General features: G+C 53.3%; 22 protein-coding genes, 2 tRNA genes, 1 rRNA gene and 1 pseudogene. 8 read left to right on the top strand and 18 right to left on the bottom strand.

The features are described from left to right. Positions 1-179: 179 nt before the first annotated feature. The 4 genes from AAHF05_RS04155 to gmhB all read right to left on the bottom strand — a co-directional run bounded on the left by AAHF05_RS04155 (position 180) and on the right by gmhB (position 2,923). Positions 180-255, bottom strand: a tRNA-Ala gene (locus AAHF05_RS04155). A 42-nt stretch (positions 256-297) separates the two neighbouring features. Next, a tRNA-Ile gene (locus AAHF05_RS04150) sits at positions 298-374 on the bottom strand. A 69-nt stretch (positions 375-443) separates the two neighbouring features. Beyond that, a 16S ribosomal RNA gene (locus AAHF05_RS04145) occupies positions 444-1,983 on the bottom strand. Between the two features lie 373 nt (positions 1,984-2,356). After that, complete coding sequence (gene gmhB / locus AAHF05_RS04140) at positions 2,357-2,923, bottom strand: D-glycero-beta-D-manno-heptose 1,7-bisphosphate 7-phosphatase (protein WP_129323887.1); 567 nt, start codon at positions 2,921-2,923, stop codon at positions 2,357-2,359. Positions 2,924-3,111: 188 nt separating this feature from the next. On the opposite strand from gmhB, the gene metN reads away from it, so the two are divergent. The 6 genes from metN (at position 3,112) to proS (ending at position 8,691) form a co-directional block, all read left to right on the top strand. After that, positions 3,112-4,143, top strand: coding sequence for a methionine ABC transporter ATP-binding protein MetN (gene metN / locus AAHF05_RS04135; RefSeq protein WP_028018280.1), 1,032 nt, complete (start codon positions 3,112-3,114; stop codon positions 4,141-4,143). Continuing rightward, complete coding sequence (locus tag AAHF05_RS04130; protein ID WP_003856130.1) at positions 4,136-4,789, top strand: methionine ABC transporter permease MetI; 654 nt, start codon at positions 4,136-4,138, stop codon at positions 4,787-4,789. The genes metN and AAHF05_RS04130 overlap by 8 nt, the downstream gene beginning before the upstream one ends. Before the next feature lie 40 nt (positions 4,790-4,829). After that, the gene (gene metQ, locus AAHF05_RS04125) at positions 4,830-5,645 is read left to right on the top strand and encodes a methionine ABC transporter substrate-binding lipoprotein MetQ (RefSeq protein WP_014168729.1); all 816 of its coding nucleotides are present in this window, start codon (positions 4,830-4,832) and stop codon (positions 5,643-5,645) included. A 106-nt stretch (positions 5,646-5,751) separates the two neighbouring features. Beyond that, on the top strand, positions 5,752-6,156 hold the full coding sequence (rcsF, locus tag AAHF05_RS04120) for an Rcs stress response system protein RcsF (protein ID WP_008501883.1): 405 nt from the start codon (positions 5,752-5,754) through the stop codon (positions 6,154-6,156). Beyond that, complete coding sequence (gene tsaA / locus AAHF05_RS04115; RefSeq protein WP_129323888.1) at positions 6,153-6,860, top strand: tRNA (N6-threonylcarbamoyladenosine(37)-N6)-methyltransferase TrmO; 708 nt, start codon at positions 6,153-6,155, stop codon at positions 6,858-6,860. Before rcsF ends, tsaA begins: the two co-directional genes overlap by 4 nt. 112 nt (positions 6,861-6,972) lie before the next feature. Then, positions 6,973-8,691, top strand: coding sequence for a proline--tRNA ligase (gene proS / locus AAHF05_RS04110; protein ID WP_129323889.1), 1,719 nt, complete (start codon positions 6,973-6,975; stop codon positions 8,689-8,691). Positions 8,692-8,741: 50 nt separating this feature from the next. Here proS and nlpE read toward each other — a convergent pair whose 3' ends face one another. From nlpE to AAHF05_RS04095, 3 genes and pseudogenes are all read right to left on the bottom strand, one after another. Continuing rightward, complete coding sequence (gene nlpE, locus AAHF05_RS04105; RefSeq protein ID WP_129323890.1) at positions 8,742-9,440, bottom strand: envelope stress response activation lipoprotein NlpE; 699 nt, start codon at positions 9,438-9,440, stop codon at positions 8,742-8,744. A gap of 34 nt (positions 9,441-9,474) precedes the next feature. After that, positions 9,475-9,899: pseudogene (gene arfB, locus AAHF05_RS04100) on the bottom strand (alternative ribosome rescue aminoacyl-tRNA hydrolase ArfB). Then, on the bottom strand, positions 9,896-10,441 hold the full coding sequence (locus AAHF05_RS04095; RefSeq protein WP_129323891.1) for a YaeQ family protein: 546 nt from the start codon (positions 10,439-10,441) through the stop codon (positions 9,896-9,898). Before AAHF05_RS04095 ends, arfB begins: the two are co-directional and overlap by 4 nt. Positions 10,442-10,637: 196 nt before the next feature. On the opposite strand from AAHF05_RS04095, the gene AAHF05_RS04090 reads away from it, so the two are divergent. Together AAHF05_RS04090 and rof are read left to right on the top strand one after the other, a co-directional pair. Then, positions 10,638-10,838, top strand: coding sequence for a YaeP family protein (locus AAHF05_RS04090; RefSeq protein ID WP_008501889.1), 201 nt, complete (start codon positions 10,638-10,640; stop codon positions 10,836-10,838). Next, positions 10,825-11,085 (top strand): Rho-binding antiterminator, encoded by a 261-nt coding sequence (gene rof / locus AAHF05_RS04085; RefSeq protein WP_008501890.1) that lies wholly within the window; start codon positions 10,825-10,827, stop codon positions 11,083-11,085. Before AAHF05_RS04090 ends, rof begins: the two co-directional genes overlap by 14 nt. 28 nt (positions 11,086-11,113) lie before the next feature. Here the strand turns inward: rof and tilS are convergent, their stop codons facing one another. From tilS to skp, 11 genes are all read right to left on the bottom strand, one after another. Beyond that, positions 11,114-12,403 (bottom strand): tRNA lysidine(34) synthetase TilS, encoded by a 1,290-nt coding sequence (tilS, locus tag AAHF05_RS04080; protein ID WP_129323892.1) that lies wholly within the window; start codon positions 12,401-12,403, stop codon positions 11,114-11,116. Between the two features lie 58 nt (positions 12,404-12,461). After that, a complete protein-coding gene (locus AAHF05_RS04075) occupies positions 12,462-12,851 on the bottom strand; it encodes a VOC family protein (RefSeq protein ID WP_114980157.1) in 390 nt (129 codons plus the stop codon). 65 nt (positions 12,852-12,916) lie between these two features. Further along, complete coding sequence (locus tag AAHF05_RS04070; RefSeq protein ID WP_129323893.1) at positions 12,917-15,049, bottom strand: lysine decarboxylase LdcC; 2,133 nt, start codon at positions 15,047-15,049, stop codon at positions 12,917-12,919. 100 nt (positions 15,050-15,149) lie between these two features. Beyond that, positions 15,150-16,109: an acetyl-CoA carboxylase carboxyl transferase subunit alpha gene (gene accA / locus AAHF05_RS04065; protein ID WP_006810033.1), complete on the bottom strand. Its 960-nt coding sequence runs from the start codon at positions 16,107-16,109 to the stop codon at positions 15,150-15,152. Between the two features lie 12 nt (positions 16,110-16,121). Then, a complete protein-coding gene (gene dnaE / locus AAHF05_RS04060; protein ID WP_129323894.1) occupies positions 16,122-19,604 on the bottom strand; it encodes a DNA polymerase III subunit alpha in 3,483 nt (1,160 codons plus the stop codon). 38 nt (positions 19,605-19,642) lie between these two features. Further along, entirely contained in the window at positions 19,643-20,239 is a 597-nt protein-coding gene (rnhB, locus tag AAHF05_RS04055) for a ribonuclease HII (RefSeq protein WP_114979153.1), read from the bottom strand. Then, positions 20,236-21,384 carry a lipid-A-disaccharide synthase gene (lpxB, locus tag AAHF05_RS04050; RefSeq protein WP_129323895.1) on the bottom strand — a complete coding sequence of 383 codons (1,149 nt, stop codon included), beginning with the start codon at positions 21,382-21,384 and terminating at the stop codon, positions 20,236-20,238. The genes rnhB and lpxB overlap by 4 nt, the downstream gene beginning before the upstream one ends. Further along, the gene (gene lpxA / locus AAHF05_RS04045; RefSeq protein WP_129323896.1) at positions 21,384-22,172 is read right to left on the bottom strand and encodes an acyl-ACP--UDP-N-acetylglucosamine O-acyltransferase; all 789 of its coding nucleotides are present in this window, start codon (positions 22,170-22,172) and stop codon (positions 21,384-21,386) included. The genes lpxB and lpxA overlap by 1 nt, the downstream gene beginning before the upstream one ends. Before the next feature lie 3 nt (positions 22,173-22,175). Further along, on the bottom strand, positions 22,176-22,631 hold the full coding sequence (gene fabZ / locus AAHF05_RS04040; RefSeq protein ID WP_010426706.1) for a 3-hydroxyacyl-ACP dehydratase FabZ: 456 nt from the start codon (positions 22,629-22,631) through the stop codon (positions 22,176-22,178). Between the two features lie 102 nt (positions 22,632-22,733). Then, the gene (lpxD, locus tag AAHF05_RS04035) at positions 22,734-23,759 is read right to left on the bottom strand and encodes a UDP-3-O-(3-hydroxymyristoyl)glucosamine N-acyltransferase (RefSeq protein WP_114979150.1); all 1,026 of its coding nucleotides are present in this window, start codon (positions 23,757-23,759) and stop codon (positions 22,734-22,736) included. 3 nt (positions 23,760-23,762) lie between these two features. Next, the gene (gene skp, locus AAHF05_RS04030) at positions 23,763-24,257 is read right to left on the bottom strand and encodes a molecular chaperone Skp (RefSeq protein WP_008501902.1); all 495 of its coding nucleotides are present in this window, start codon (positions 24,255-24,257) and stop codon (positions 23,763-23,765) included. Between the last annotated feature and the right edge of the window lie 120 nt (positions 24,258-24,377).

Below are 24,377 nucleotides of genomic sequence, written 5' to 3'. Positions count from 1 at the left end.
CACAACCCGAAGATGTTTCTTTCGATTCATCATCGACTTGCGAAAATTTGAGAGACTCGAACACACATTAACTGTGTGTCGTTTCAATTTTCAGCTTGATCCAGATTTTTAAAGAGCAAAACTTCGCAGTGCACCTTTTCAGGTTCACTCTGAAGTTTTCTTGGGTTCGCAGTAAAGGATGGTGGAGCTATGCGGGATCGAACCGCAGACCTCCTGCGTGCAAAGCAGGCGCTCTCCCAGCTGAGCTATAGCCCCATCGTTTGCAATCTCTGTACCGCTCATCCTTTAAAAGGAGTTTGGTAGGCCTGAGTGGACTTGAACCACCGACCTCACCCTTATCAGGGGTGCGCTCTAACCACCTGAGCTACAAGCCTGCAGAGATTTTTACTGCTGTTTTTCATCAGACAATCTGTGTGAGCACTGCAAAGGCAGGTTCTTTAAGGTAAGGAGGTGATCCAACCGCAGGTTCCCCTACGGTTACCTTGTTACGACTTCACCCCAGTCATGAATCACAAAGTGGTAAGCGCCCTCCCGAAGGTTAAGCTACCTACTTCTTTTGCAACCCACTCCCATGGTGTGACGGGCGGTGTGTACAAGGCCCGGGAACGTATTCACCGTAGCATTCTGATCTACGATTACTAGCGATTCCGACTTCATGGAGTCGAGTTGCAGACTCCAATCCGGACTACGACGCACTTTATGAGGTCCGCTTGCTCTCGCGAGGTCGCTTCTCTTTGTATGCGCCATTGTAGCACGTGTGTAGCCCTACTCGTAAGGGCCATGATGACTTGACGTCATCCCCACCTTCCTCCAGTTTATCACTGGCAGTCTCCTTTGAGTTCCCGGCCGGACCGCTGGCAACAAAGGATAAGGGTTGCGCTCGTTGCGGGACTTAACCCAACATTTCACAACACGAGCTGACGACAGCCATGCAGCACCTGTCTCAGAGCTCCCGAAGGCACCAATCCATCTCTGGAAAGTTCTCTGGATGTCAAGAGTAGGTAAGGTTCTTCGCGTTGCATCGAATTAAACCACATGCTCCACCGCTTGTGCGGGCCCCCGTCAATTCATTTGAGTTTTAACCTTGCGGCCGTACTCCCCAGGCGGTCGATTTAACGCGTTAGCTCCGGAAGCCACTCCTCAAGGGAACAACCTCCAAATCGACATCGTTTACGGCGTGGACTACCAGGGTATCTAATCCTGTTTGCTCCCCACGCTTTCGCACCTGAGCGTCAGTCTTTGTCCAGGGGGCCGCCTTCGCCACCGGTATTCCTCCAGATCTCTACGCATTTCACCGCTACACCTGGAATTCTACCCCCCTCTACAAGACTCTAGCCTGCCAGTTTCGAATGCAGTTCCCAGGTTGAGCCCGGGGATTTCACATCCGACTTGACAGACCGCCTGCGTGCGCTTTACGCCCAGTAATTCCGATTAACGCTTGCACCCTCCGTATTACCGCGGCTGCTGGCACGGAGTTAGCCGGTGCTTCTTCTGCGGGTAACGTCAATTGCTGAGGTTATTAACCTCAGCACCTTCCTCCCCGCTGAAAGTACTTTACAACCCGAAGGCCTTCTTCATACACGCGGCATGGCTGCATCAGGCTTGCGCCCATTGTGCAATATTCCCCACTGCTGCCTCCCGTAGGAGTCTGGACCGTGTCTCAGTTCCAGTGTGGCTGGTCATCCTCTCAGACCAGCTAGGGATCGTCGCCTAGGTGAGCCGTTACCCCACCTACTAGCTAATCCCATCTGGGCACATCTGATGGCAAGAGGCCCGAAGGTCCCCCTCTTTGGTCTTGCGACGTTATGCGGTATTAGCTACCGTTTCCAGTAGTTATCCCCCTCCATCAGGCAGTTTCCCAGACATTACTCACCCGTCCGCCGCTCGTCACCCGAGAGCAAGCTCTCTGTGCTACCGCTCGACTTGCATGTGTTAGGCCTGCCGCCAGCGTTCAATCTGAGCCATGATCAAACTCTTCAATTTAAAAGTTTGATGCTCAATGAATTAAACTTCGTAATGAATTACGTGTTCACTCGTTGAGACTTGGTATTCATTTATCGTCCGAGGACGTTAAGAATCCATGTCACTTTGAGTGCCCACACAGATTGTCTGATAAATTGTTAAAGAGCAGTTGCAACGCGGCTTTCAGCTCACCGTTGCGAGGTGGCGTATATTACGCTTTCCTCTTTCAGAGTCAACCCGTTATTTCAGGATTTTTTCTCTTCAACCGACCGGGTTGTTTGTGAAGTGATTCACATCCGCCGTGTCGATGGAGGCGCATTATAGGGAGCCGCCGAGGAATGACAAGCGGAAAAATGCATTTTTATTTCAACCGCTCACCTTTTCATCAAAAAGGTTATTTTTGGTGCTTTTTGATCTCTTTTGGCAGCTCAGCCAGGCTATTAATCACCCAATCTGCTGCATTCTCTGCTTCTGGCGTCACTGGCTTACCGGTGCGTACTAATATTTTGGTGCCTACACCAGCTGCGGTTGCCGCCTGCATGTCTTCCAGTTTATCGCCCACCATAAAGGAAGCAGCCATATCAATGTGCAAAAATTCCTGCGCAGAGATAAACATCCCCGGATGCGGCTTACGGCAGTCGCAGGTCTGGCGATACTCTTCGACTGTTCCTTGCGGATGATGCGGACAATAATAGATACCGTCGAGATCAACACCGCGATCGGCCAGCGACCAATCCATCCATTCCGTCAGCGTTTCAAACTGCGCTTCGGTAAATTTACCGCGAGCAATACCAGACTGGTTGGTGACAACCACCAGTGCATAGCCCATCTCTTTCAGCTGGCGCATTGCATCTATTACGCCTTCGATAAACTCGAACTCATCAATCTCATGGACATAACCGTGATCCACATTAATAGTGCCATCACGATCGAGAAAAATTGCGGGTACTGATTTTGCCACCGGTTTGCTCCTGAAAAAGGCATGTCCGGCTAGTATCTCATGAATCGCAGCGCAATAAAGTGCTCATCGCACAGAGTTGGATTGATTTAGACGTCTGGATGCCTTAACATCCATTTTGTTTACGGTCATCACCCGTATCTGGCAGAAGAAAATGCCACGGCTAACTTACATACGATAAAAATAATCTAATGATTAAACTTTCCAATATCACCAAAGTGTTCCAGCAGGGGAACCGAACCATTCAGGCGCTGAACAACGTCAGCCTGCATGTTCCTGCTGGTCAAATTTATGGCGTCATTGGCGCATCGGGTGCAGGTAAAAGCACGCTGATTCGTTGTGTTAACCTGCTTGAGCGCCCAACTCAGGGCAGCGTAGAAGTTGGCGGCCAGGAACTTACCGCCCTCTCAGAGAAAGAACTCACCAAAGCGCGTCGTCAGATTGGAATGATCTTCCAGCACTTTAACCTGCTGGCCTCCCGCACCGTTTTCGGCAACGTCGCCCTGCCGCTTGAGCTGGATAACACGCCAAAAGAAGAAGTGAAGCGTCGCGTCATCGAACTGCTCGACCTCGTGGGTCTGGGCGACAAACATGATAGCTACCCGGCCAATCTGTCCGGTGGGCAAAAACAGCGTGTGGCCATTGCCCGTGCGCTGGCCAGTAATCCAAAAGTACTGCTGTGTGATGAAGCCACCAGTGCATTGGATCCCGCCACTACACGTTCAATTCTGGAACTGCTGAAAGACATTAACCGTCGTCTGGGCCTGACAATTCTCCTTATTACGCATGAAATGGACGTGGTGAAACGCATCTGTGACTGCGTCGCAGTGATCAGCAACGGCGAACTGATTGAGCAGGATACGGTAAGTGAAGTGTTCTCTCATCCGAAGACGCCGCTGGCACAGCAGTTCATTCAGTCCACGCTGCATCTGGATATCCCGGAAGATTATCTGGAGCGTTTGAAAACTGAGCCCACTGCAGACAGCGTCCCGATGCTGCGCATGGAGTTCACGGGCCAATCTGTCGATGCTCCCCTGCTTTCCGAAACCGCGCGTCGCTTTAACGTGAACAACAACATCATCAGCGCGCAGATGGATTACGCCGGTGGCGTGAAGTTCGGCATCATGCTGACAGAAATGCACGGCACACAAGAAGAAACCCAGGCCGCGATTGCCTGGCTGCAAGAACACCACGTAAAAGTAGAGGTACTGGGTTATGTCTGAGCCGATGATGTGGCTGCTGGTTCGCGGCGTTTGGGAAACGCTGGCAATGACCTTTGTATCTGGCTTCTTTGGGTTTGTGATTGGTCTCCCGGTCGGCGTGCTGCTGTATGTGACACGTCCGGGGCAAATCATTGAGAACGCGAAACTATACCGCACGCTCTCTGCGCTGGTGAATATCTTCCGTTCTATCCCGTTCATTATTCTGCTGGTATGGATGATTCCATTCACCCGCGTGATTGTCGGTACCTCTATCGGTCTGCAGGCTGCCATCGTTCCCCTGACTGTCGGCGCTGCGCCGTTTATCGCGCGTATGGTTGAAAACGCCCTGCTGGAAATCCCGACAGGTTTGATTGAAGCCTCCCGCGCAATGGGTGCCACACCGATGCAGATCGTACGCAAGGTGCTGCTGCCGGAAGCACTGCCAGGGCTGGTCAACGCGGCTACCATTACGCTTATCACCCTGGTGGGTTATTCCGCGATGGGGGGTGCAGTTGGCGCTGGCGGTTTAGGCCAAATTGGTTACCAGTACGGCTATATTGGATATAACGCTACCGTGATGAATACCGTTCTGGTATTGCTGGTTGTGTTGGTTTACTTAATCCAGTTCTCTGGCGATCGCATCGTCCGGGCTGTTACGCACAAATAACGTTACACACAACACAAACTCTACGAGTTAAGGATAAAACATGGCGTTTAAATTAAAGACCTTTGCAGCAGTAGGCGCGCTAATCGGCTCTCTGGCACTGGTGGGTTGCGGTCAGGACGAAAAAGATCCAAACCACATTAAAGTGGGCGTTATCGTGGGTGCAGAACAACAGGTTGCTGAAGTCGCTCAGAAAGTCGCAAAAGAGAAATATGGTCTGGACGTTGAGCTGGTGACCTTCAACGATTACGTTCTGCCGAACGAAGCGCTGAGCAAAGGCGATATCGATGCTAACGCCTTCCAGCATAAACCGTACCTGGATCAGCAGATCAAAGATCGTGGATATAAACTGGTTGGTGTGGGTAACACCTTCGTTTACCCAATTGCGGGTTACTCCAAGAAAATTAAATCTCTGGACGAACTGCAGCCTGGTTCTCAGGTTGCCGTACCTAACGACCCAACCAACCTTGGACGCTCTCTCCTGCTGTTGCAGAAAGTGGGTCTGATCAAACTGAAAGACGGTGTTGGCCTGCTGCCAACCGTTCTGGATGTCACTGAAAACCCGAAAAATCTGAAAATTGTTGAGCTGGAAGCACCACAGCTGCCACGTTCTCTTGACGATGCGCAGATTGCCCTGGCCGTTATCAACACCACTTACGCCAGCCAGATTGGCCTGACGCCAGCCAAAGACGGTATCTTCGTTGAAGATAAAGACTCCCCGTACGTTAACCTGATCGTGACTCGCGAAGACAATAAAGACGCGGAAAACGTGAAGAAGTTCGTTCAGGCCTATCAGTCTGATGAAGTTTACCAGGAAGCGAACAAAGTGTTTAACGGTGGCGCTGTTAAAGGCTGGTAATCTCACCTCAGTGTAATATCATCAGGACGGGCTTATGCCCGTCTTGTCATTTGTGCAGTCAACTGATTCAATATCTGACGTTTTGATTATCCATTGAGGAACTATTATGCGTGCTTTACCGATCTGTCTTTTAGCACTCATGTTGAGCGGCTGTTCTATGCTAAGCAGATCTCCCGTTGAACCTGTTCAAAGCACGGCAACCCCGCCAAAAACAGAGCCTGCGAAACCGAAAGTGGTTCGTCCTGCACCGGTTCGCATTATCACTAAGGCTGATGAGCTCGTCGGTAAACCGTTCCGTGAACTGGGTGAAGTGAGCGGTGAATCCTGCCAGGCGACCAACCAGGACTCTCCACCGAATATCCCGACAGCGCGTAAACGCATGCAGATCAATGCCGCAAAAATGAAAGCTAACGCTGTTCTGCTGCACAGCTGCGAAGTGACCAGCGGTACACCAGGCTGCTATCGTCAGGCGGTATGCATCGGTTCTGCGCTGAATATTACGGCGAAATGAGTGCATTTCAGTTCGAGCAAATAGGCGTTATCCGCTCACCTTATAAAGAGAAGTTCGCCGTACCTCGCCAGCCCGGTCTTGTCACCAGCGGAAGCGGTGAGCTTCACCTGATTGCACCTTACAATCAGGCCGACGCGGTGCGCGGACTCGACGCTTTCAGCCATTTATGGGTGGTATTTGTGTTTCACCAGACGATGGAAGGTGGCTGGCGTCCAACCGTGCGTCCTCCCCGGCTGGGTGGAAATGCGAGAATGGGGGTGTTTGCGACGCGTTCGACCTTCCGTCCAAACCCGATTGGGATGTCGCTGGTCGAACTGAAGGGTATACGTTGTCAGAAGGATCAGGTGATACTGGAGTTAGGTAGCCTTGATCTTGTGGATGGCACACCGGTTATCGACATCAAACCCTATTTGCCCTTCGCCGAAGCTCTCCCGGATGCCCGCGCAAGTTATGCTCAGCAGGCACCGCAGGCGGATATGCCCGTTCATTTCACGCAGGAGATAGCGGCCCAGCTAATACAGCTGGAAAAGCGCTATCCGCGGTTGAAAGACTTTATTGTTGAAGTTCTGGCACAGGACCCGCGTCCCGCTTATCGTAAAGAAGAGGAAGCGGGAAAGACTTACGCTGTCTGGCTGCTGGATTTTAACGTTCGCTGGCGCGTCACACAGGCAGGTTTTGAAGTGTTTGCCCTGGAACCCAGGTAATTTTAATCTCCTCTCTTTTGGCATCTTTGCCACACTGGTAAACTAAACCACTTTTTTTGTGTCAGGTTGACCTTTCAGCCTGTCTCACTAGTCGAAACGGAACCGTAACAACATGCGTACTAGCCAATATCTGCTCTCCACTCTGAAGGAGACGCCAGCCGACGCCGAAGTGATCAGCCATCAGCTGATGCTGCGCGCCGGGATGATCCGCAAGCTGGCCTCCGGGTTATACACCTGGCTGCCGACCGGCGTGCGCGTCCTGAAAAAAGTCGAAAACATCGTGCGTGAAGAGATGAACAACGCCGGTGCTATCGAGGTGTTAATGCCGGTAGTTCAGCCTTCTGAGCTGTGGCAGGAGAGCGGTCGCTGGGAGCAGTACGGTCCGGAACTGCTGCGTATTGCCGATCGCGGCGATCGTCCGTTTGTCCTCGGCCCAACGCATGAAGAAGTCATTACCGACCTGATCCGTAATGAGCTGAGCTCTTACAAACAGTTGCCGCTGAACTTCTTCCAGATCCAGACCAAGTTCCGTGACGAAGTTCGCCCACGTTTCGGCGTCATGCGCTCTCGCGAATTCCTGATGAAAGATGCCTACTCTTTCCATACGTCTCAGGAATCACTGCAAGAGACCTACGACAAAATGTACGCGGCATACAGCAAAATCTTCTCCCGCATGGGTCTGGATTTCCGTGCTGTGCAGGCTGATACCGGCTCCATCGGCGGTAGCGCATCCCATGAGTTCCAGGTACTGGCGCAGAGCGGTGAAGACGATGTGATCTTCTCTGACTCCTCTGACTATGCGGCGAACATCGAATTTGCAGAAGCACTGGCACCAAAAGAGCCACGTGCTGCTGCAACACAAGAGATGACGCTGGTTGATACGCCAAACGCGAAAACCATTGCCGAGCTGGTTGAGCAGTTCAACCTGCCAGTCGAAAAAACAGTGAAAACGCTGCTGGTGAAATCCACCGAAGGCAGCGCTTACCCGCTGGTTGCCCTGCTGGTACGTGGCGATCATGAGCTGAACGAAGTGAAAGCCGAGAAGCTGCCGCAGGTTGCCAGCCCGCTGGCGTTCGCGACGGAAGCTGAAATCCGTGCTGTGGTCAATGCTGGCCCAGGCTCTCTGGGGCCGGTAAACATGCCTGTGCCTGTTGTTATTGACCGTACGGTAGCGGCAATGAGCGACTTCGCTGCAGGTGCTAACATCGACGGTAAACACTACTTCGGCATCAACTGGGATCGCGATGTGGCGACACCTGAAGTGGCTGACATCCGTAACGTCGTTGCTGGCGACCCAAGCCCGGACGGACAGGGTACGCTGATGATCAAACGCGGCATCGAAGTCGGTCACATCTTCCAGTTGGGTGATAAATACTCTCGTGCGATGAACGCTGCCGTTCAGGGCGAAGATGGTCGTAACCAGATCCTGACCATGGGTTGCTACGGTATCGGGGTAACGCGCGTGGTGGCCGCAGCGATTGAGCAGAACTATGACGAGCGTGGTATCGTCTGGCCGGACAACATCGCGCCGTTCCAGGTTGCGATCCTGCCAATGAACATGCACAAGTCTTACCGCGTGCAGGAACTGGCTGAGAAGCTGTACGCTGAGCTGCGCGCTCAGGGTATCGAGGTGCTGATGGATGACCGTAAAGAGCGTCCAGGTGTGATGTTTGCTGATATGGAACTGATTGGTATCCCACATACCATCGTCATCGGCGACCGTAACCTCGATAGCGACGAAATTGAATACAAATACCGTCGTAACGGCGAGAAACAGATGATCAAGACCGGCGACATTCTTGATTACCTGGTGAAAGCCATTAAAGGTTAAGAAACAAAAAACCCCGCTCCGGCGGGGTTTTTTAATGGGGCTATGTCGGCTTACTTGCTGTTGCAGTCTTTACCCGCGACAAACTTCGCGTCTTTATCTGCTACCAGCGTTTTCACCATCTCTCCGCTATCCGGGTTTGGCTCCAGCGTAAAGTGACCGTCGACCGTCAGCAATACCGGCTTACTGTCATTACCGCGTGCAACAGCGTAATCACGCTCAAGCTGTGCATTGTTCGCCACGCTGACTTTTCTGCCGGTTGCGCAGTCGGTAAAGATCGCCGCATCAGCCATATAGAAATACATGCCCCGCATTGCCATCGGCGTGGCAGGCAGGGCCGCATTTACCGGTGCCAGCGTGTAGTTGAACTGGGACTCAATCGGATTACCTTCGCGGTCGAGCATCTCCATCCCCTCGCCTTTAGCGCGGAAATAGGTTTTCTCACCTGTGGTATCCGTCAGGACCAGCTTCTCAGCCGTACGCGCCCATGTCCCGTAAGTCGCAAAAGAAGACGGTTCTTTCGCGCCCTGATACCGCTGATTCATGACCCAGGTACCGTCTTTTTGCAGGAACAGAGACGTTTCAATGCCCTCACAGTCTGCGCATGGCAATACGCCGAGCCAGCTCTGCTGCATGGGCTTTAACTCTTCATTCTGCGCGGGCTGCATAACCTGCGTTTCAGAACGGTTGTTACACCCGAAAAGCGCAAACAGCGTACTCACTGCCAGCGCTGAGAATAATGCTTTTTTCACAATGAATTCCTTCTGAAAATTGTGTTCCCTTTCGTCACTCTGTTGGGCGACGAACTTTACCGCGTAGTGCTTTCACTGTGGATTTTTGAGCCTTCGACGACAGCCTACGCTCTTTCGATGCGCGAGTAGGCCGCGTTGCCCGGCGGCTTTTTTGTACCGCGGTTAATTCTTTGATTACCGCCACCAGCCTGGCGATGGCCGCTTCCCGGTTCAATTCCTGGCTACGGTACTCCTGGGCTTTAATCACAATTACACCATCGCTGGTGATCAGGTGATGGCTGGCTGCAAGCAGGCTTTCTTTATAATACTCTGGCAGGCTTGAGGCCCGAATGTCAAAACGCAAATGGATAGCCGTTGAGGCCTTGTTGACGTGCTGCCCCCCCGCCCCCCCTGAGCACGGATGGCGGTGATCTCCAGCTCGTTGTCAGGAATGCTGACGTTTCGGGACAAGACGATCATGAGGCCGGTTGCCACGCCGTCAAATGAATTTCCAGATTATTCTGAGAATCAGAGAGCCAGATTGCGCCATCCTGAATTGTCGCCTGCAGCACCATGGTCCGGCTGGCAAAGTCGCTCAACTGCGCCAGTTGCTCATCATCCAGATACCAGACGGTAAGATTGGCAAACTGCCTGCATTTGCTTTTATTTTGCTGCCACCAGATCTCCGCAGCACGCTGATTATACGCAAATAACGCGACTTCAGCGGACTGGGTGCAGGCCTTTTTAATACGACGTTCATCCGGCAGGCCAAGTTCAATCCACAGATCGATACCCAGATGATCGTTGCGCAGCCAGGCTTCTGGCTCGTCCTCTGCGCTTAAGCCTCGGGTAAATTGCAGTCGCTCGTCAGCATACTTAATCCACGCCAGCAGGCGCAGCATCATGCGTTCCTGAGTTTCTGAGGGGTGGCGTGCCAGAGTAAGCGACGCATCCAGGAACTGGTTGCGATCAAGATCGGCCACATTGACCACTGCTTTATAAATTGTCGCTTTCAGCGCCATGAGAGAACTCCATTCGAATCAGGCGCACATTGTAGCGAAAACAGCGGCAAAAGGCTGTTACTGGGTGATAAATACACCACTATCAAGGCTCTGATATTGCTTAAATGAGTATGGTATAGTCACCTTGCTAAACCGAGTTTATCTTCGTAGGCTTAATGATATCTCACAGTAAGTCAGTGCGCTGGCGGGAGGGGATGTGAATAATTATTGTGAGTTAATTCGCAAACGGTATGCGGAAATCGCCAGCGGGGATCTGGGGTATGTCCCGGACGCGCTGGGCTGTGTATTGAAAGTGCTTAATGAAGTGGCCTCTGATGAGAGCCTTTCAGAGTCGGTCAGGGAGAAAGCAGCGTATGCTGCGGCGAATTTACTGGTGAGCGATTATGTCGATGAATGATACTTATCAACCCATCAATTGTGATGACTATGACAACCTCGAACTCGCCTGCCAGCATCATTTATTACTGACGCTGGAGCTAAAAGATGGCGAAGTGTTGAAGGCGAAAGCCAGCGATCTGGTTTCGCGTAAGAATGTGGAATATCTGATCGTGGAAGATGCCGGTGCGACGCGTGAGCTGCGTCTGGACAAAATAGCCAGCTTCAGCCACCCGCAAATCGGCACCGTCGTGGTGAGCGAATCCTGATGACACTAACGGGCAGCCAGGCTGCCCGTTACGCTTTCTGCCATGCAAAACTAACACCCTCTTCTGCCCATCCCTCTTCCGTGATGAAAACCCCTGCAGCAGCAATCAGCGTTTCGCCGTAGAAAAGGAGTGGCGTTGTATCGCGCAGCCACGGTGGCACGTTACACTCCTGCCATATTTTCTTCAGCTTCCGCCCCCCGTTGCGCCCGACGATATGCAGCATGCCGCCAGCCTTAAAGCGCACGGTAACCTGTTCACCGCCATTCGGTAGGCGTACATGGCCAGACGATACCAGAGAGACTCGTCCTGCATCACAGGGCAATATCAGCGGTAATTCGGGTGACGCCCAGTTGAGTACGACATCGCTAAAAGAGGGGGTAGATTTTATCCACCAGAGCTTCCCTTTATAGCGCCTTACGTCATAACCATTCAAATGTACGCACGGGGACGCATCCTCCCGCGACCGAGCAACTTCGTCCCAGATACGGCTCAGCATTGCCCGCGATGGCATTGCGGCGCGATGAGTGGCCAGCCAGCGTCGTAACAGTGCCGCCCGACGCACCGGGCTCATCGCTTCCAGCGGTGCGATCGCCAGCGATCCGTCTTCAGAGATCAGTTGAGCCAGCTCTTCACTCAACAACTCATCCAGCAATGCTTCCTGTTCGGCGCACAGCATGGCGCTTCTTGCTGTGGCGTCAGCAAAATGCGGCCAGCGCTCGCTCAAAAGCGGGAGGACATGCAGACGCAGAAAATTACGGTCGTAGCTGTCATCCTGATTGCTCTCATCTTCAATCCAGTTCAGCTGATATTCCCGTGCCCAGGCTTCCAGCGACGCACGTGTCTCACCCAACAGCGGACGAAGTAATGTCGTCCCGGCAAATTCAGCACGTTCGGGCATGGCAGAAAGCCCCGCCGGCCCGCTGCCCCGCTTTAGCGCCAGCAAAAAGGTTTCGCACTGGTCATCCAGATGCTGCGCCGTAACCAGCGCTTCGCCTGGCTGTATTACGCTGGCAAAAGCGGCATAACGCGCTTTACGTGCTTGTGCCTCAATCCCCAGCCCTTCGTCCTGAAGCGTGACGCGCTCAGCAATGAACGGGATCGCCCACGCGGCACACAGCGCCTCACAGTGCGCCACCCAGGCATCGGCATGAGAACTCAATCCGTGGTGGATATGTATCGCCCGAAGCTGAACATCAGGCTCCCGATCGCGCCAGAGCTTCAAACGATGAAGCAGAACGGTAGAATCCAGGCCACCGCTAAACCCCACCAGCAGCTGGCGGTACGGTGAAACGGCTTTGGCGATAGCGGGTAAGGTCATAGGAAATTACACATAAAAAATGCCCGAACTGAGCGGGCATTATCACACAGGACAATCATTACTGCTGATAAAGCTCCAGCGGCAGGCCGTCCGGGTCGCTGAAAAAGGTGAAACGCTTGTCGGTGAACGGATCGACGCGTATCGCTTCGCACGCCACACCGTGCGCTTCCAGATGTTTTACTGCGCTGTCCAGGTCATCAACGCTAAAGGCAAGATGGCGCAGACCACAGGCTTCCGGGCGTGACGGGCGTGCAGGTGGGAAGGGAAAGGAGAACAGTTCAATCACATATTGCCCGTTTAACGCGAGATCCCCCTTCCAGGAATCACGTTCCTCACGATAGGCCTCGCTCAACAGCGTAAAGCCCAAGATATCGCAGTAGAAGGCCTTACTTTTCGCGTAATCGGTCGCAATGATCGCAATATGGTGAACCTGTTTTAAACCCAGCATAGCTTCTCCTTTTTATGATCCCTGAACGTTACAACCGAAAACCCGCACCTGGCAAGTGGCCATCTTTATTTTAGGACTCGCACCCAGTAAACGCCGTTCTCATCGCGCTTCGCACCGTGGATATCCGTCTCAAATCCTGGATAGTGACGCCCTACCGAGCAAAGCATCAACAGAAAATCGAGCACGGCCCGGCTTTCCTCGGTAATCATCTCTCCCGGCATCAGGAGCGGTACGCCCGGCGGGTAAGGCAGGATCATGTTGGCCGATACGCGCCCGACAAGATTTTCCAGCTCAACGGTTTCAACCTCCCCTTTCACCTGCCGCTGCCATGCTTTGTGTGGGGTAAGCTTCATTTCTGGCAACACATCAAACGCCTGCAGCATCAGGCGCGGCAGATCGTGCTGCCGAATAAGCCGATGGATCCCCTGAGCGAGATCCTGAATACGCATATTGCGATAGAAGTCAGGATCCTCAGCATAGAGATCCGGCAGCATGTTTTTCACCCGCAAGTTGAGATCATAAGCGCGCTTAAACTCCATCAGGCCGCGCAACAGCCCCATCGCCCGGGTTTTATCAATACCAATACTGAACAGGAATAGCAGGTTATACGGCCCGGTTTTCTCTACCACAACCCCGCGCTCATCCAGGAATTTCGCGACCAGCGCGGCGGGGATCCCTTCCTCGCTCATCTTGCCCTGCTCATCCATGCCCGGCGTCAGGATCGTGACTTTTACCGGATCGAGGAACATGTGGTCGCTATCCGCTTCGCGGAAACCATGCCAGTTTTCACCGGGTGAGACGGGCCAGCATTCTGCTTCATCAATCTCTTCCGGCTGCCAGATGTCAAAGAACCAGCCGTCGGCTTCATCTTTCAGCCGCTGAACCTCTTTGCGGAAATGCAGGGCCCGTTCAACCGAGCGGTTAATCAAACGCTTGCCCGGATTGCCACGCAGCATGGCCGCCGCCGTTTCAATAGAGGCCACCAGTGGATAGCTCGGCGACGTGGTGGTGTGCATCATAAAGGCTTCATTAAATGTCTCTTCGTCATACTCGCCCTTGATGTGGATAAGTGAAGCCTGAGAAAACGCAGCCAGCATTTTGTGGGTCGACTGCGTTTCGAAGAACACTTTACCCGGTACGCGCTCACCGCTCATTCCGCTTTTACCCGCGTAAATCGGGTGGAAATTGGTGTAGGGCACCCACGCGGAATCGAAGTGGATCGACGGCACGTCCAGCGTTTTTTTAATCCAGTTAGTGTTGTACAGCAGACCGTCATAGGTCGAGTTGGTGATCACCGCATGGACAGGCCAGCTTGCGCCGGGCACTGCCGCGACCTTGCTTTCAATGGCTTCATGCGTAAACTCCCGGCGCGGAATGCCGCCAAGAATACCGAGCGCGTTACGCGTGGGTGACAGCCAGAGCGGTACGACGTTGCTCATCATCAGCAGGTGCGCCAGCGACTTATGGCAGTTACGGTCAATCAGCAGGGTGCTCCCCGCAGGCGCGGCGTACATCCCGACAATTTTGTTCGAGGTCGAGGTGCCGTTGGTCACCATATAGCTCTGCTCAGCGCCAAAGGTGCGGGCGATATACTCTTCGGCTTCCAGATGCGGGCCTGTATGGTCAAGCAGAGATCCCAGCTCAGTGACCGAAATCGACACATCCGCCTTAAGGGTGTTTCCGCCGAAGAAATCATAGAACAGGCAGCCCACCGGGCTTTTCTGATACGCCGTTCCTGCCATGTGCCCAGGTGTACAGAAGGTATATTTGCCTTCTTTCACATAGGTGAACAGCGCCCGGGTAAACGGCGGCGTGATGTTATCGAGGTATTCACGGGTGTATTGCTGAATGCGGGTCGCAATATCTTCCGCAACGCCGAGTGAGTATTCAAAGAACCACAGTGCCATACGCATATCATGCGCGCTGACATCCATTGTCGAGTGAGTATTGATAAAGGCATACAGCGGCAGATATTCGTTCAGCTTGTTAATTTCGCTGCACAGCTCAAGATCGTACTCATCCCAGTCAAAGATAACACCGCAGATACGCGGGTTATGCTCGATGAACTTCAGCAGATCGGCGCTGTTATGCGGCCAGATAAGCTGGTATCCGCGGGACTGTAGTGTCTGCTCCAGCTCCTTGATGGGCTCATCTTTATAAAAGACGCCATGTGGCCCCATGATGGCAATAATGTTCATGGTTTACCTCCTTGAAAAACATTAGCTAAGCATAGCCAGGGTAAACCGCAGGTATAAAAAAAGCCGCAACATTGTGCGGCTTTTCAGATAATTGTGAAGATTATGCGTAACCGTAGGTCATCAGACGCTGATAACGGCGGTTCAGCAGGTCTTCTTTGCTCAGCACATCGAGGTCTGCCAGGTCCGCCAGCAGCTGCGCTTTCAGAGAAGCCGCCATGACTTCCGGCTTACGATGCGCACCGCCCAGTGGTTCCGGGATAACGGTATCGATCAGTTTCAGCTCTTTCAGGCGCGGAGCAATGATGCCCATCGCTTCGGCAGCCAGAGGCGCTTTGTCCGCACTCTTCCACAGAATAGATGCACAGCCTTCCGGGGAGATAACAGAATAGGTGCTGTATTGCAGCATATTCACTTTATCGCCCACGCCAATCGCCAGCGCACCACCGGAACCACCTTCACCGATAACGGTACAGATGACCGGCACGCTCAGGCGAGACATCTCACGCAGGTTGCGTGCGATAGCTTCAGACTGGCCGCGTTCTTCCGCGCCCACACCCGGGTATGCACCCGGCGTGTCGATAAAGGTGATGATTGGCATGTTGAAACGCTCAGCCATCTCCATCAAACGCAGAGCTTTACGGTAGCCTTCTGGTGCAGGCATCCCGAAGTTACGACGGATTTTCTCTTTGGTTTCACGACCTTTCTGATGACCAATGATCATCACCGGGCGTCCATCCAGACGAGCAATACCACCAACGATAGCTTTATCGTCAGCGTATGCGCGGTCGCCGGCCAGTTCGTCAAACTCGTCAAACGCCAGGCGGACATAATCCAGGGTGTACGGACGCTGTGGGTGACGCGCCAGCTGGGCAATCTGCCATGCGCCGAGATCGGCAAAGATTTTGCGCGTCAGCTCTACGCTTTTTTCGCGCAGACGATGCACTTCTTCGTCGATGTTAATATCCAGTTTTTCATCCTGACGGCTTACCGCTGTCAGAGAATCGATTTTCGCTTCCAGCTCAGCAATCGGCTGTTCGAAATCAAGGAAATTCAGACTCATAGTATTCCTGTATTAGTCAAACTCCAGTTCCACCTGCTCCGAACCAATGAGGCCACGGAGATCGTTAAGTAAACGATCGCTCGGAGAGACACGCCACGTTACACCAAAGCGCAACCGCGCACGTGCATCCGCCCTCTGATAGTAGAGATGTACTGGAATTGTCCCCGAGCGGTGGGGTTCCAGAGACTGACGGAGTCGGTTTAAAAGCTGGTCATCAATTTGCCTGTCCGTCAGCGAGATAGCAAGCCCGCGAGCATATTTTTCCCGGGCTTCGTCAATGTCCATCACTTCGCGGGCGGTCATTTTAAGCCCCCCGCTGAAGTCATCAAAGCTGACCTGTCCGCTGACGATAAGTATGCGGTCTTTTTCCAGCAATTGCTGGTATTTATCCAGCGCGTCGGTGAACAACATCACCTCCAGACGCCCGGAACGGTCATCCAGCGTACAGATGCCGATACGATTGCCGCGCTTGGTGACCATTACCCTTGCAGCAATCACGAGCCCCGCAGCCGTGGTGATTTTACCACGTTCTGTCGGATGCATGTCTTTCAGCCTGTAGCCTCCGACATAGCGCTCAATTTCTTTGATGTACTGGTTGATCGGGTGCCCCGTCAGGTACAAACCTAACGTTTCACGCTCACCATCCAGTACCACCTGTTCTGGCCACGGCAGGCAGCTGGCGTATGACTGCTCGATCTGCTCTGGCTCTTCTGCCAGCACACCGAACATATCCGCCTGGCCAATGGCTTCCGCTTTCGCATGTTGATCGGCTGCTTTCAGCGCATCGCCGAGCGAGTTCATCAGCGCGGCGCGGTGCGGCCCGAGCCTGTCGAACGCGCCAGACATGATCAGTTTTTCCAGCACGCGGCGGTTCAGTTTTTTGGTATCCGTACGGGCGCAAAGATCGAACAGCTCACGGAAATAACCACCGTTGTTACGGGCTTCGATGATCGCTTCGATCGGCCCCTCACCTACGCCTTTGATCGCACCGATCCCGTAGACAATTTCCCCGTGCTCGTTGACGTGGAAATGGTAAAGACCTGAGTTGATATCCGGCGGCAGGATCTTCAGCCCCATGCGCCAGCACTCATCCACCAGACCAACCACCTTCTCGGTGTTGTCCATATCGGCGGTCATAACCGCCGCCATAAACTCAGCCGGATAGTGCGCTTTCAGCCACAGCGTCTGATACGAAACCAAAGCATAGGCGGCAGAGTGAGATTTGTTAAATCCGTACCCGGCGAATTTCTCCACCAGGTCGAAAATTTTCATCGCCAGTTCGCCGTCAACGCCGTTCTTTTTCGCCCCTTCTTCGAAGGTGCCACGCTGCTTGGCCATCTCTTCCGGCTTTTTCTTACCCATCGCACGACGCAGCATGTCCGCACCGCCAAGGGTATAACCAGAGAGCACCTGGGCAATCTGCATAACCTGTTCCTGGTACAGAATGATGCCGTAGGTCGGTTCCAGTACTGGTTTCAGGCTTTCATGCTGCCACTGAACGTCCGGGTAGGAAATCTCTTCGCGCCCGTGCTTACGGTCGATAAAGTTATCTACCATCCCTGACTGAAGGGGCCCCGGACGGAACAGCGCCACCAGTGCGATCATATCTTCGAAACAGTCAGGTTGCAGACGTTTAATCAGGTCTTTCATGCCGCGGGATTCAAGCTGGAAGACGGCGGTGGTCTCCGAGCGCTGCAGCATGTCGAAACTTTTCTTGTCATCCAGCGGGATAGCGGCAATATCCAGCGGCGGCTCGCCGTTCTTCTCACGGCGGGCGTTGATCATCTCCAGAGCCCAGTTGATGATGGTCAGAGTACGCAGACCGAGGAAGTCGAACTTCACCAGCCCGGCGTATTCCACATCGTTCTTGTCAAACTGGGTAACCGGATGCTGACCCGCTTCATCACAGTAAAGCGGCGCAAAATCAGTGATTTTGGTTGGAGCGATAACCACCCCACCCGCATGCTTACCGGCGTTACGCGTGACGCCTTCCAGCTTACGCGCCATATCGATCAGCGCTTTGACTTCTTCGTCAGCTTCGTAAATTTCCGGCAGTTGCGGTTCGGCTTCGAACGCTTTCGCCAGCGTCATCCCCGGTTCGGGCGGGACCAGTTTCGAGATACGATCAACAAAGCCGTACGGATGTCCCAGTACGCGGCCTACGTCGCGGATAACCGCTTTTGCCGCCATGGTACCGAAAGTAATAATCTGCGATACCGCATCACGGCCGTACATGTCCGCCACGTGTTCGATAACCTGGTCACGTTTCTCCATGCAGAAGTCGACGTCGAAGTCGGGCATTGAGACACGTTCAGGGTTAAGGAAACGTTCGAACAGCAGGTCAAATTCCAGCGGATCGAGGTCGGTAATTTTGAGCGCGTAAGCAACCAGTGAGCCCGCACCGGAACCACGTCCCGGACCTACCGGCACGCCGTTGTCCTTCGACCACTGGATAAACTCCATAACGATCAGGAAGTAGCCCGGGAAGCCCATCTGGTTTATCACCTGGAGTTCTATATCCAGACGTTCGTCATATTCAGGACGACGTTTTTTGCGTTCTTCTTCATCCGGGAACAAGAATTCCAGACGCTCTTCCAGACCCTCTTTGGATTTCACGACTAGGAAATCTTCCGTGGTCATATCTCCCGTCGGGAACTGCGGAAGGAAGTATTCTCCGAGGCGCACGGTAACGTTGCAGCGTTTTGCTATCTCGACGCTGTTTTCCAGCGCTTCCGGAATATCGGAGAAGAGTTCGCACATTTCCTCTTCGCTGCGCATATATTGCTGCGAGGAGTAATTACGCGGACGCTTTGGATCGTCGAGGGTGAAGCCATCGTGGATAGCGACGCGTATTTCGTGCGCGTCAAAATCACCAGACTCCAGGAAACGCACGTCATTCGTTGCCACCACGGGCAAGCCGCGCTCTTCAGCCAACGCGACAGCAGCGTGCAGATAATTCTCTTCGTCAGGGCGGCCAGTACGAATCAACTCCAGATAATAGCGATCCGGGAAGTACTCTTCATAAAACGAGATGCACTGATCCACCAATGCGCTGTTGCCACGCAGCAGGCATTTACCGACATCACCCATACGGCCGCCAGAGATCAGCAGCAGCCCTTCATTTAGCTCAGCCAGCCAGTCGCGGTCGATCCACGGCCCCAGCGCGCCATAGCCGCGTTGATAGGCTTTTGAGATAAGCAGTGTGAGGTTTTGATAACCCGTGTTGTTCATCGCTAACACGGAAATTTGCGTCATTTCATCGCCGATGAGATCGCTCTGCACATGAAAATCTGCACCGACGATAGGCTTCATCCCCGCGCCATGCGCCGTTCCGTAGAACTTCACCAGGCCACACAGGTTGGTAAAATCGGTGATCGCCAGTGCAGGCATGCCAAGTGAGGCCGCCTTTTTAACCAGCGGCCCGGTCTTCGCCAGCCCATCGATCATGGAGTAGTCGCTATGCACCCGCAGGTGTACGAAACGTGGTTCAGCCATCTTCAGATTCCGCGTTACTTAATTGCTTGCGTATTGATTCAGGACACCAGTCCCAGCGCGCGTTTCACCGGGCCAAAGCTGCGCCGGTGATGTTCGGTTGCGCCATGTTCAGCCAGCTTTTCCAGATGGAAAGCTGTTGGATACCCCTTGTGCTGGGCGAAACCATACTGAGGGTAAGTGAGATCCAGCGCGGCCATTTCGGCATCGCGTGTCACTTTGGCAATAATAGAAGCGGCACTGATTTCTGCGACGCGACTATCGCCTTTGACCACGGCCATCGAAGGCATCGGCAATGACGGGCAGCGGTTGCCGTCAATCAGGACATATTCCGGGGAAATGTTCAGCCCCGCCACCGCACGCTGCATCGCCAGCATCGTGGCGTGCAAAATATTCAACTCGTCGATTTCATGTGGTTCAGCGCGCCCCAGGCTCCAGGCCAGTGCCTTCTCCTGAATTTCACTAAACAGCGCCAGGCGACGCTTTTCGGACAATTTTTTAGAGTCATTCAGTCCAATAATCGGGCGAGCCGGATCGAGGATCACCGCTGCGGTAACTACTGCCCCGACTAACGGGCCACGCCCCACTTCATCCACACCTGCCACAAGGTGGGTGTGAGGATAAACAAATTCCATCATTTTGCTAACTCCAGCACCGCATCAGCCGCTTGCTCATCGGCATTACAGCGGATCTGCTGATGCAGTTCACGGAACGTATCATGCATCTGGTGGCTGGTCTTGCCGTCGGCGAGCAGCGGCAGCAACGCATCGGCAAGCGCCTGCGGCTGGCACTCATCCTGCAACAGCTCTTTCACCAGCTCGCGCCCGGCAAGCAGGTTTGGCAGGGAGACATAATCCGTTTTCACCAGACGTTTTGCCAGCCAGAAGGTGAACGGCTTCATGCGATAACCGACCACCATCGGGCATTTCGCCAGCATACATTCCAGCGCCGCCGTGCCGGAGGCCAGCAGCGCGGCATCGCTCGCATACATCGCTTCCCGCCCTTTCCCGTCCAGAAGACGAACGTGAAGATCCGGGGCGACTTCCGCCTTGATGCGCTCAAACTGCTCGCGGCGTTTGGCATTCACCAGCGGAACAACCACTTCAAGGTCGGGATAGGTCTGGCGAAGAATTTGCGCCGTTTTGAGGAAATCGGCGCTCAGCATCTCAACTTCTGCGCCACGGCTGCCTGGCAGCAATGCCAGACAGTGCGCATCATGCGGGATGCCGAGCTCGTCGCGCGCCGCGTTTTTATCCGGATCCAATGGCATCGCATCCGCCATGGTATGACCGATAAAACGGCACGGAACATTAAATCTGTCGTAAAACGCTTTTTCGAAAGGCAGGAAAGCCAGCACCAGGTTGGTGGACCGTCCGATTTTGAAAACACGTTTTTGTCGCCACGCCCAGACGGACGGACTGACGTAATGAATGGTTTTTATGCCCTGCTTTTTCAGATTCCCTTCGAGGGTAATGTTGAAATCAGGTGCATCGATACCGACAAACACATCGGGTTTCAGTTCGGTAAAGCGGCGAGTAAGATCGGCACGAATATGCAGTAAACGGCGTAGCCGCCCCAGCACCTCAACGATGCCCATCACAGCCAGCTCTTCCATTTCATACCAGGCTTCACAGCCTTCGGCCTGCATCAGCGGGCCAGCAACACCCACAAATCGAGCATTGGGTACACGCGCCTTGAGCGCACGGATAAGACCTGCACCAAGAATATCGCCGGAGGTTTCTCCGGCGACCAGGGCTATCGTAAGCGGACGACTGTCGACCATTAACGAATCAGACCCCTTGTTGAACGGTCAAAGAATTCCATGAACGCGTTCACTTCCGGGTGCTTATTCGCCAGCTCGGCAATTTCCGGCTTCGCCTCTTCCAGCGTTTTGCCGCTACGGTACAGCAGCTTATACGCGTTGCGGATGGCAGTAATCGCTTCGCGGCTAAAGCCACGACGCTTGAGGCCTTCGATGTTCACGCCAAACGGCGTGGCATGGTTGCCCTGCGCAATCACATACGGTGGGACGTCCTGCGCCACACCGGAGCATCCACCGACCATCACGTGTGCACCAATAATGCAGAACTGATGGACTGCGGTCATGCCGCCAATAATTGCGAAGTCATCAACCGATACGTGTCCTGCCAGCGTTGCGTTGTTGGCAAGAATACAGCGGTCACCCACGGTACAGTCGTGCGCGATATGCGCATTAACCATAAACAGGTTATCGCTGCCCACCTTCGTCAACCCACCACCCTGTACTGTTCCACGATGAATGGTGACGCTTTCGCGAATACGGTTACGATCGCCAATTTCCAGACGGGTCGACTCACCAGCATATTTAAGATCCTGGTTAACTTCGCCGATGGAGGCGAACTGATAGATCTCGTTATTGCAGCCAATGGTCGTGTGACCATTCACCACAACGTGAGATTTCAGTACTGTACCCTCACCAATTTCGACATAGGGTCCAACAATACAAAACGGGCCAATGTGGACGTTAGCGCCAATGATGGCACCGGTTTCCACAATCGCGGTAGGATGAATAAAGGCGGATTTATCAATCACGTATCAGGACTCCCGGCTACGAGCACACATCATCGTCGCTTCGCAAACAACTTTGCCGTCAACCAGCGCTACGCCTTTGAAGCGAGTCAGGCCACGACGCGTTTTTTCAAAAGTGACTTCCATGATCATCTGATCACCAGGCACGACAGGGCGCTTAAAGCGCGCTTCATCAATACCCGCGAAGTAATACAACTCGCCTGGCTCCAGTTTGCCAACGCTTTTAAACGCCAGAATACCGGTAGCCTGAGCCATCGCTTCCAGAATCAACACACCCGGGAAGATAGGCTTACCAGGGAAGTGCCCCTGGAAGAACGGCTCGTTCACGGAAACATTTTTCACTGCGCGCAGAAAACGACCTTCTTCAAAATCCAGCACACGGTCTACCAGCAGAAACGGGTAGCGGTGCGGCAGAAGTTCTAAAATCTCTTCAATATGCAGAGTATGAGTGTCAGTAGTCAAAATACTCTTCCTGTCAAAATGTACTGATAACAATAATAACACGGCCTGCCGGTTTATTAGAAAGCCGACAGGCCGGGAAAAATAGCGTTAAACGGATGACGTTTAGTCTTGTTGATCGATCTTGCGCTCAAGAGACTTGAGACGCTTGCTCATATCATCAATGTTCATCACCAGAGCTGCTGTTTTACGCCATACCTTGTTGGGTTGCAGCGGGATGCCGGAGGAATAGACGCCAGGTTCAGTGATAGGGCGCATTACCATGCCCATTCCCGTCACTGTGACTTTGTCGCATATTTCCATATGGCCATTAATCACGCTCGCGCCGCCAATCATGCAGTAACGGCCAATTTTCAGGCTGCCAGCCATGATGACGCCCCCCGCTACCGCGGTATTGTCGCCAATCACAACGTTATGCGCAATCTGGCACTGGTTATCAATGATAACACCATTGCCAATGATCGTGTCGTCAAGCGCGCCACGGTCAATAGTGGTACAGGCCCCGATCTCCACACGATCGCCAATGATCACGCGACCAAGCTGTGGGATTTTAACCCAATTACCACGATCGTTAGCGTAACCAAAGCCATCCGATCCAATCACTGTACTGGACTGGACGAGGCAATTTTCGCCAATTTCAACTTCATGGTAAATGGACACATTGGCCCATAAACGGGTCCCGGCGCCGATTTTCGTATTTTTCCCAACGAAGCAACCCGGTCCGATAACGACGTTATCGCCCAACACTACGCCAGACTCGATAACGGCATTCGCACCAACCGCTACGTTGTTACCCAACTGAGCCGTCGGATCAATCGCTGCACTGGCAGCAATGTTCTGGGCCGGCTGCGGCGTGGTGTCAAGAATTTGAGCCATGCGTGCATACGTCAGGTAGGGATTTTTCACTACCAGTGCAGCGCTAGTGGCAAACGGAAGATCGTCCTGCGTCAGAACAACAGCTGACGCCTGGCATTGAGCCAGTTGTTCACGGTACTTAGGGCTTACCATGAAGGTAATCGTGCCAGCTTTAGCAGATTGCATGGACGCAACAGCGGTGATGACGATATCGCCATCACCGTGTAATTCTGCATCCAACTGCTGAGCTAAATCAGCCAGTCGAATTGAAGGCATTACTTATTTAACCTGTTTCAGAACATCAGCGGTGATGTCTTTAACATCTTTGCTGTTGAAAGCGACGGCGTTCGCATCAACAACCAGATCGATGCTCTGATCGGCAGCCACTGCTTTAACAGCAGTCTGAATGCGAGTCACCAGCTTGCCACGTTCTTCGTTAGAACGACGCTGACGATCCTGCTCGAAAGCCTGCGCTTTCTGAGAGAACGCCTGGCGCTGAGCCATTACGTCTTTTTCCAGCTTGCTGCGATCGCTTGCTTTCATGGTAGAACCATCACGCTGCAGACGCTGCATTTTGGACTGAAGATCGTTTTCCATACCCTGCAGTTCGCTTGCACGGCCTTTGAATTCGTTTTCCAGAGTCGCAGAAACGCCAGTTTTCTGTGCAACCTGCTGGAACAAATTACCCATGTTGACGATTGCAATTTTGTCTGCTGCCTGAGCAGAAGTTGCCATCGCTAAACCGAGACCTGCAGCTAATAACCACTTTTTCACAATTAACTCCTTACCATCCCATTGGCACCAGAAGGTACCGTTCTTTGCGTGGCAAGGCGACCGTGTTACCGATCGCCAGTTGTCAGCGCTACACTGCCAACGCATTCCTTTGCAGCGGAT

Source organism: Enterobacter adelaidei (genome assembly GCF_041937165.1).
Classification (GTDB): domain Bacteria; phylum Pseudomonadota; class Gammaproteobacteria; order Enterobacterales; family Enterobacteriaceae; genus Enterobacter; species Enterobacter adelaidei.
Note: the sequence above shows the minus strand (reverse complement) of the source record. Positions and strands in the feature narration are given on the sequence as shown.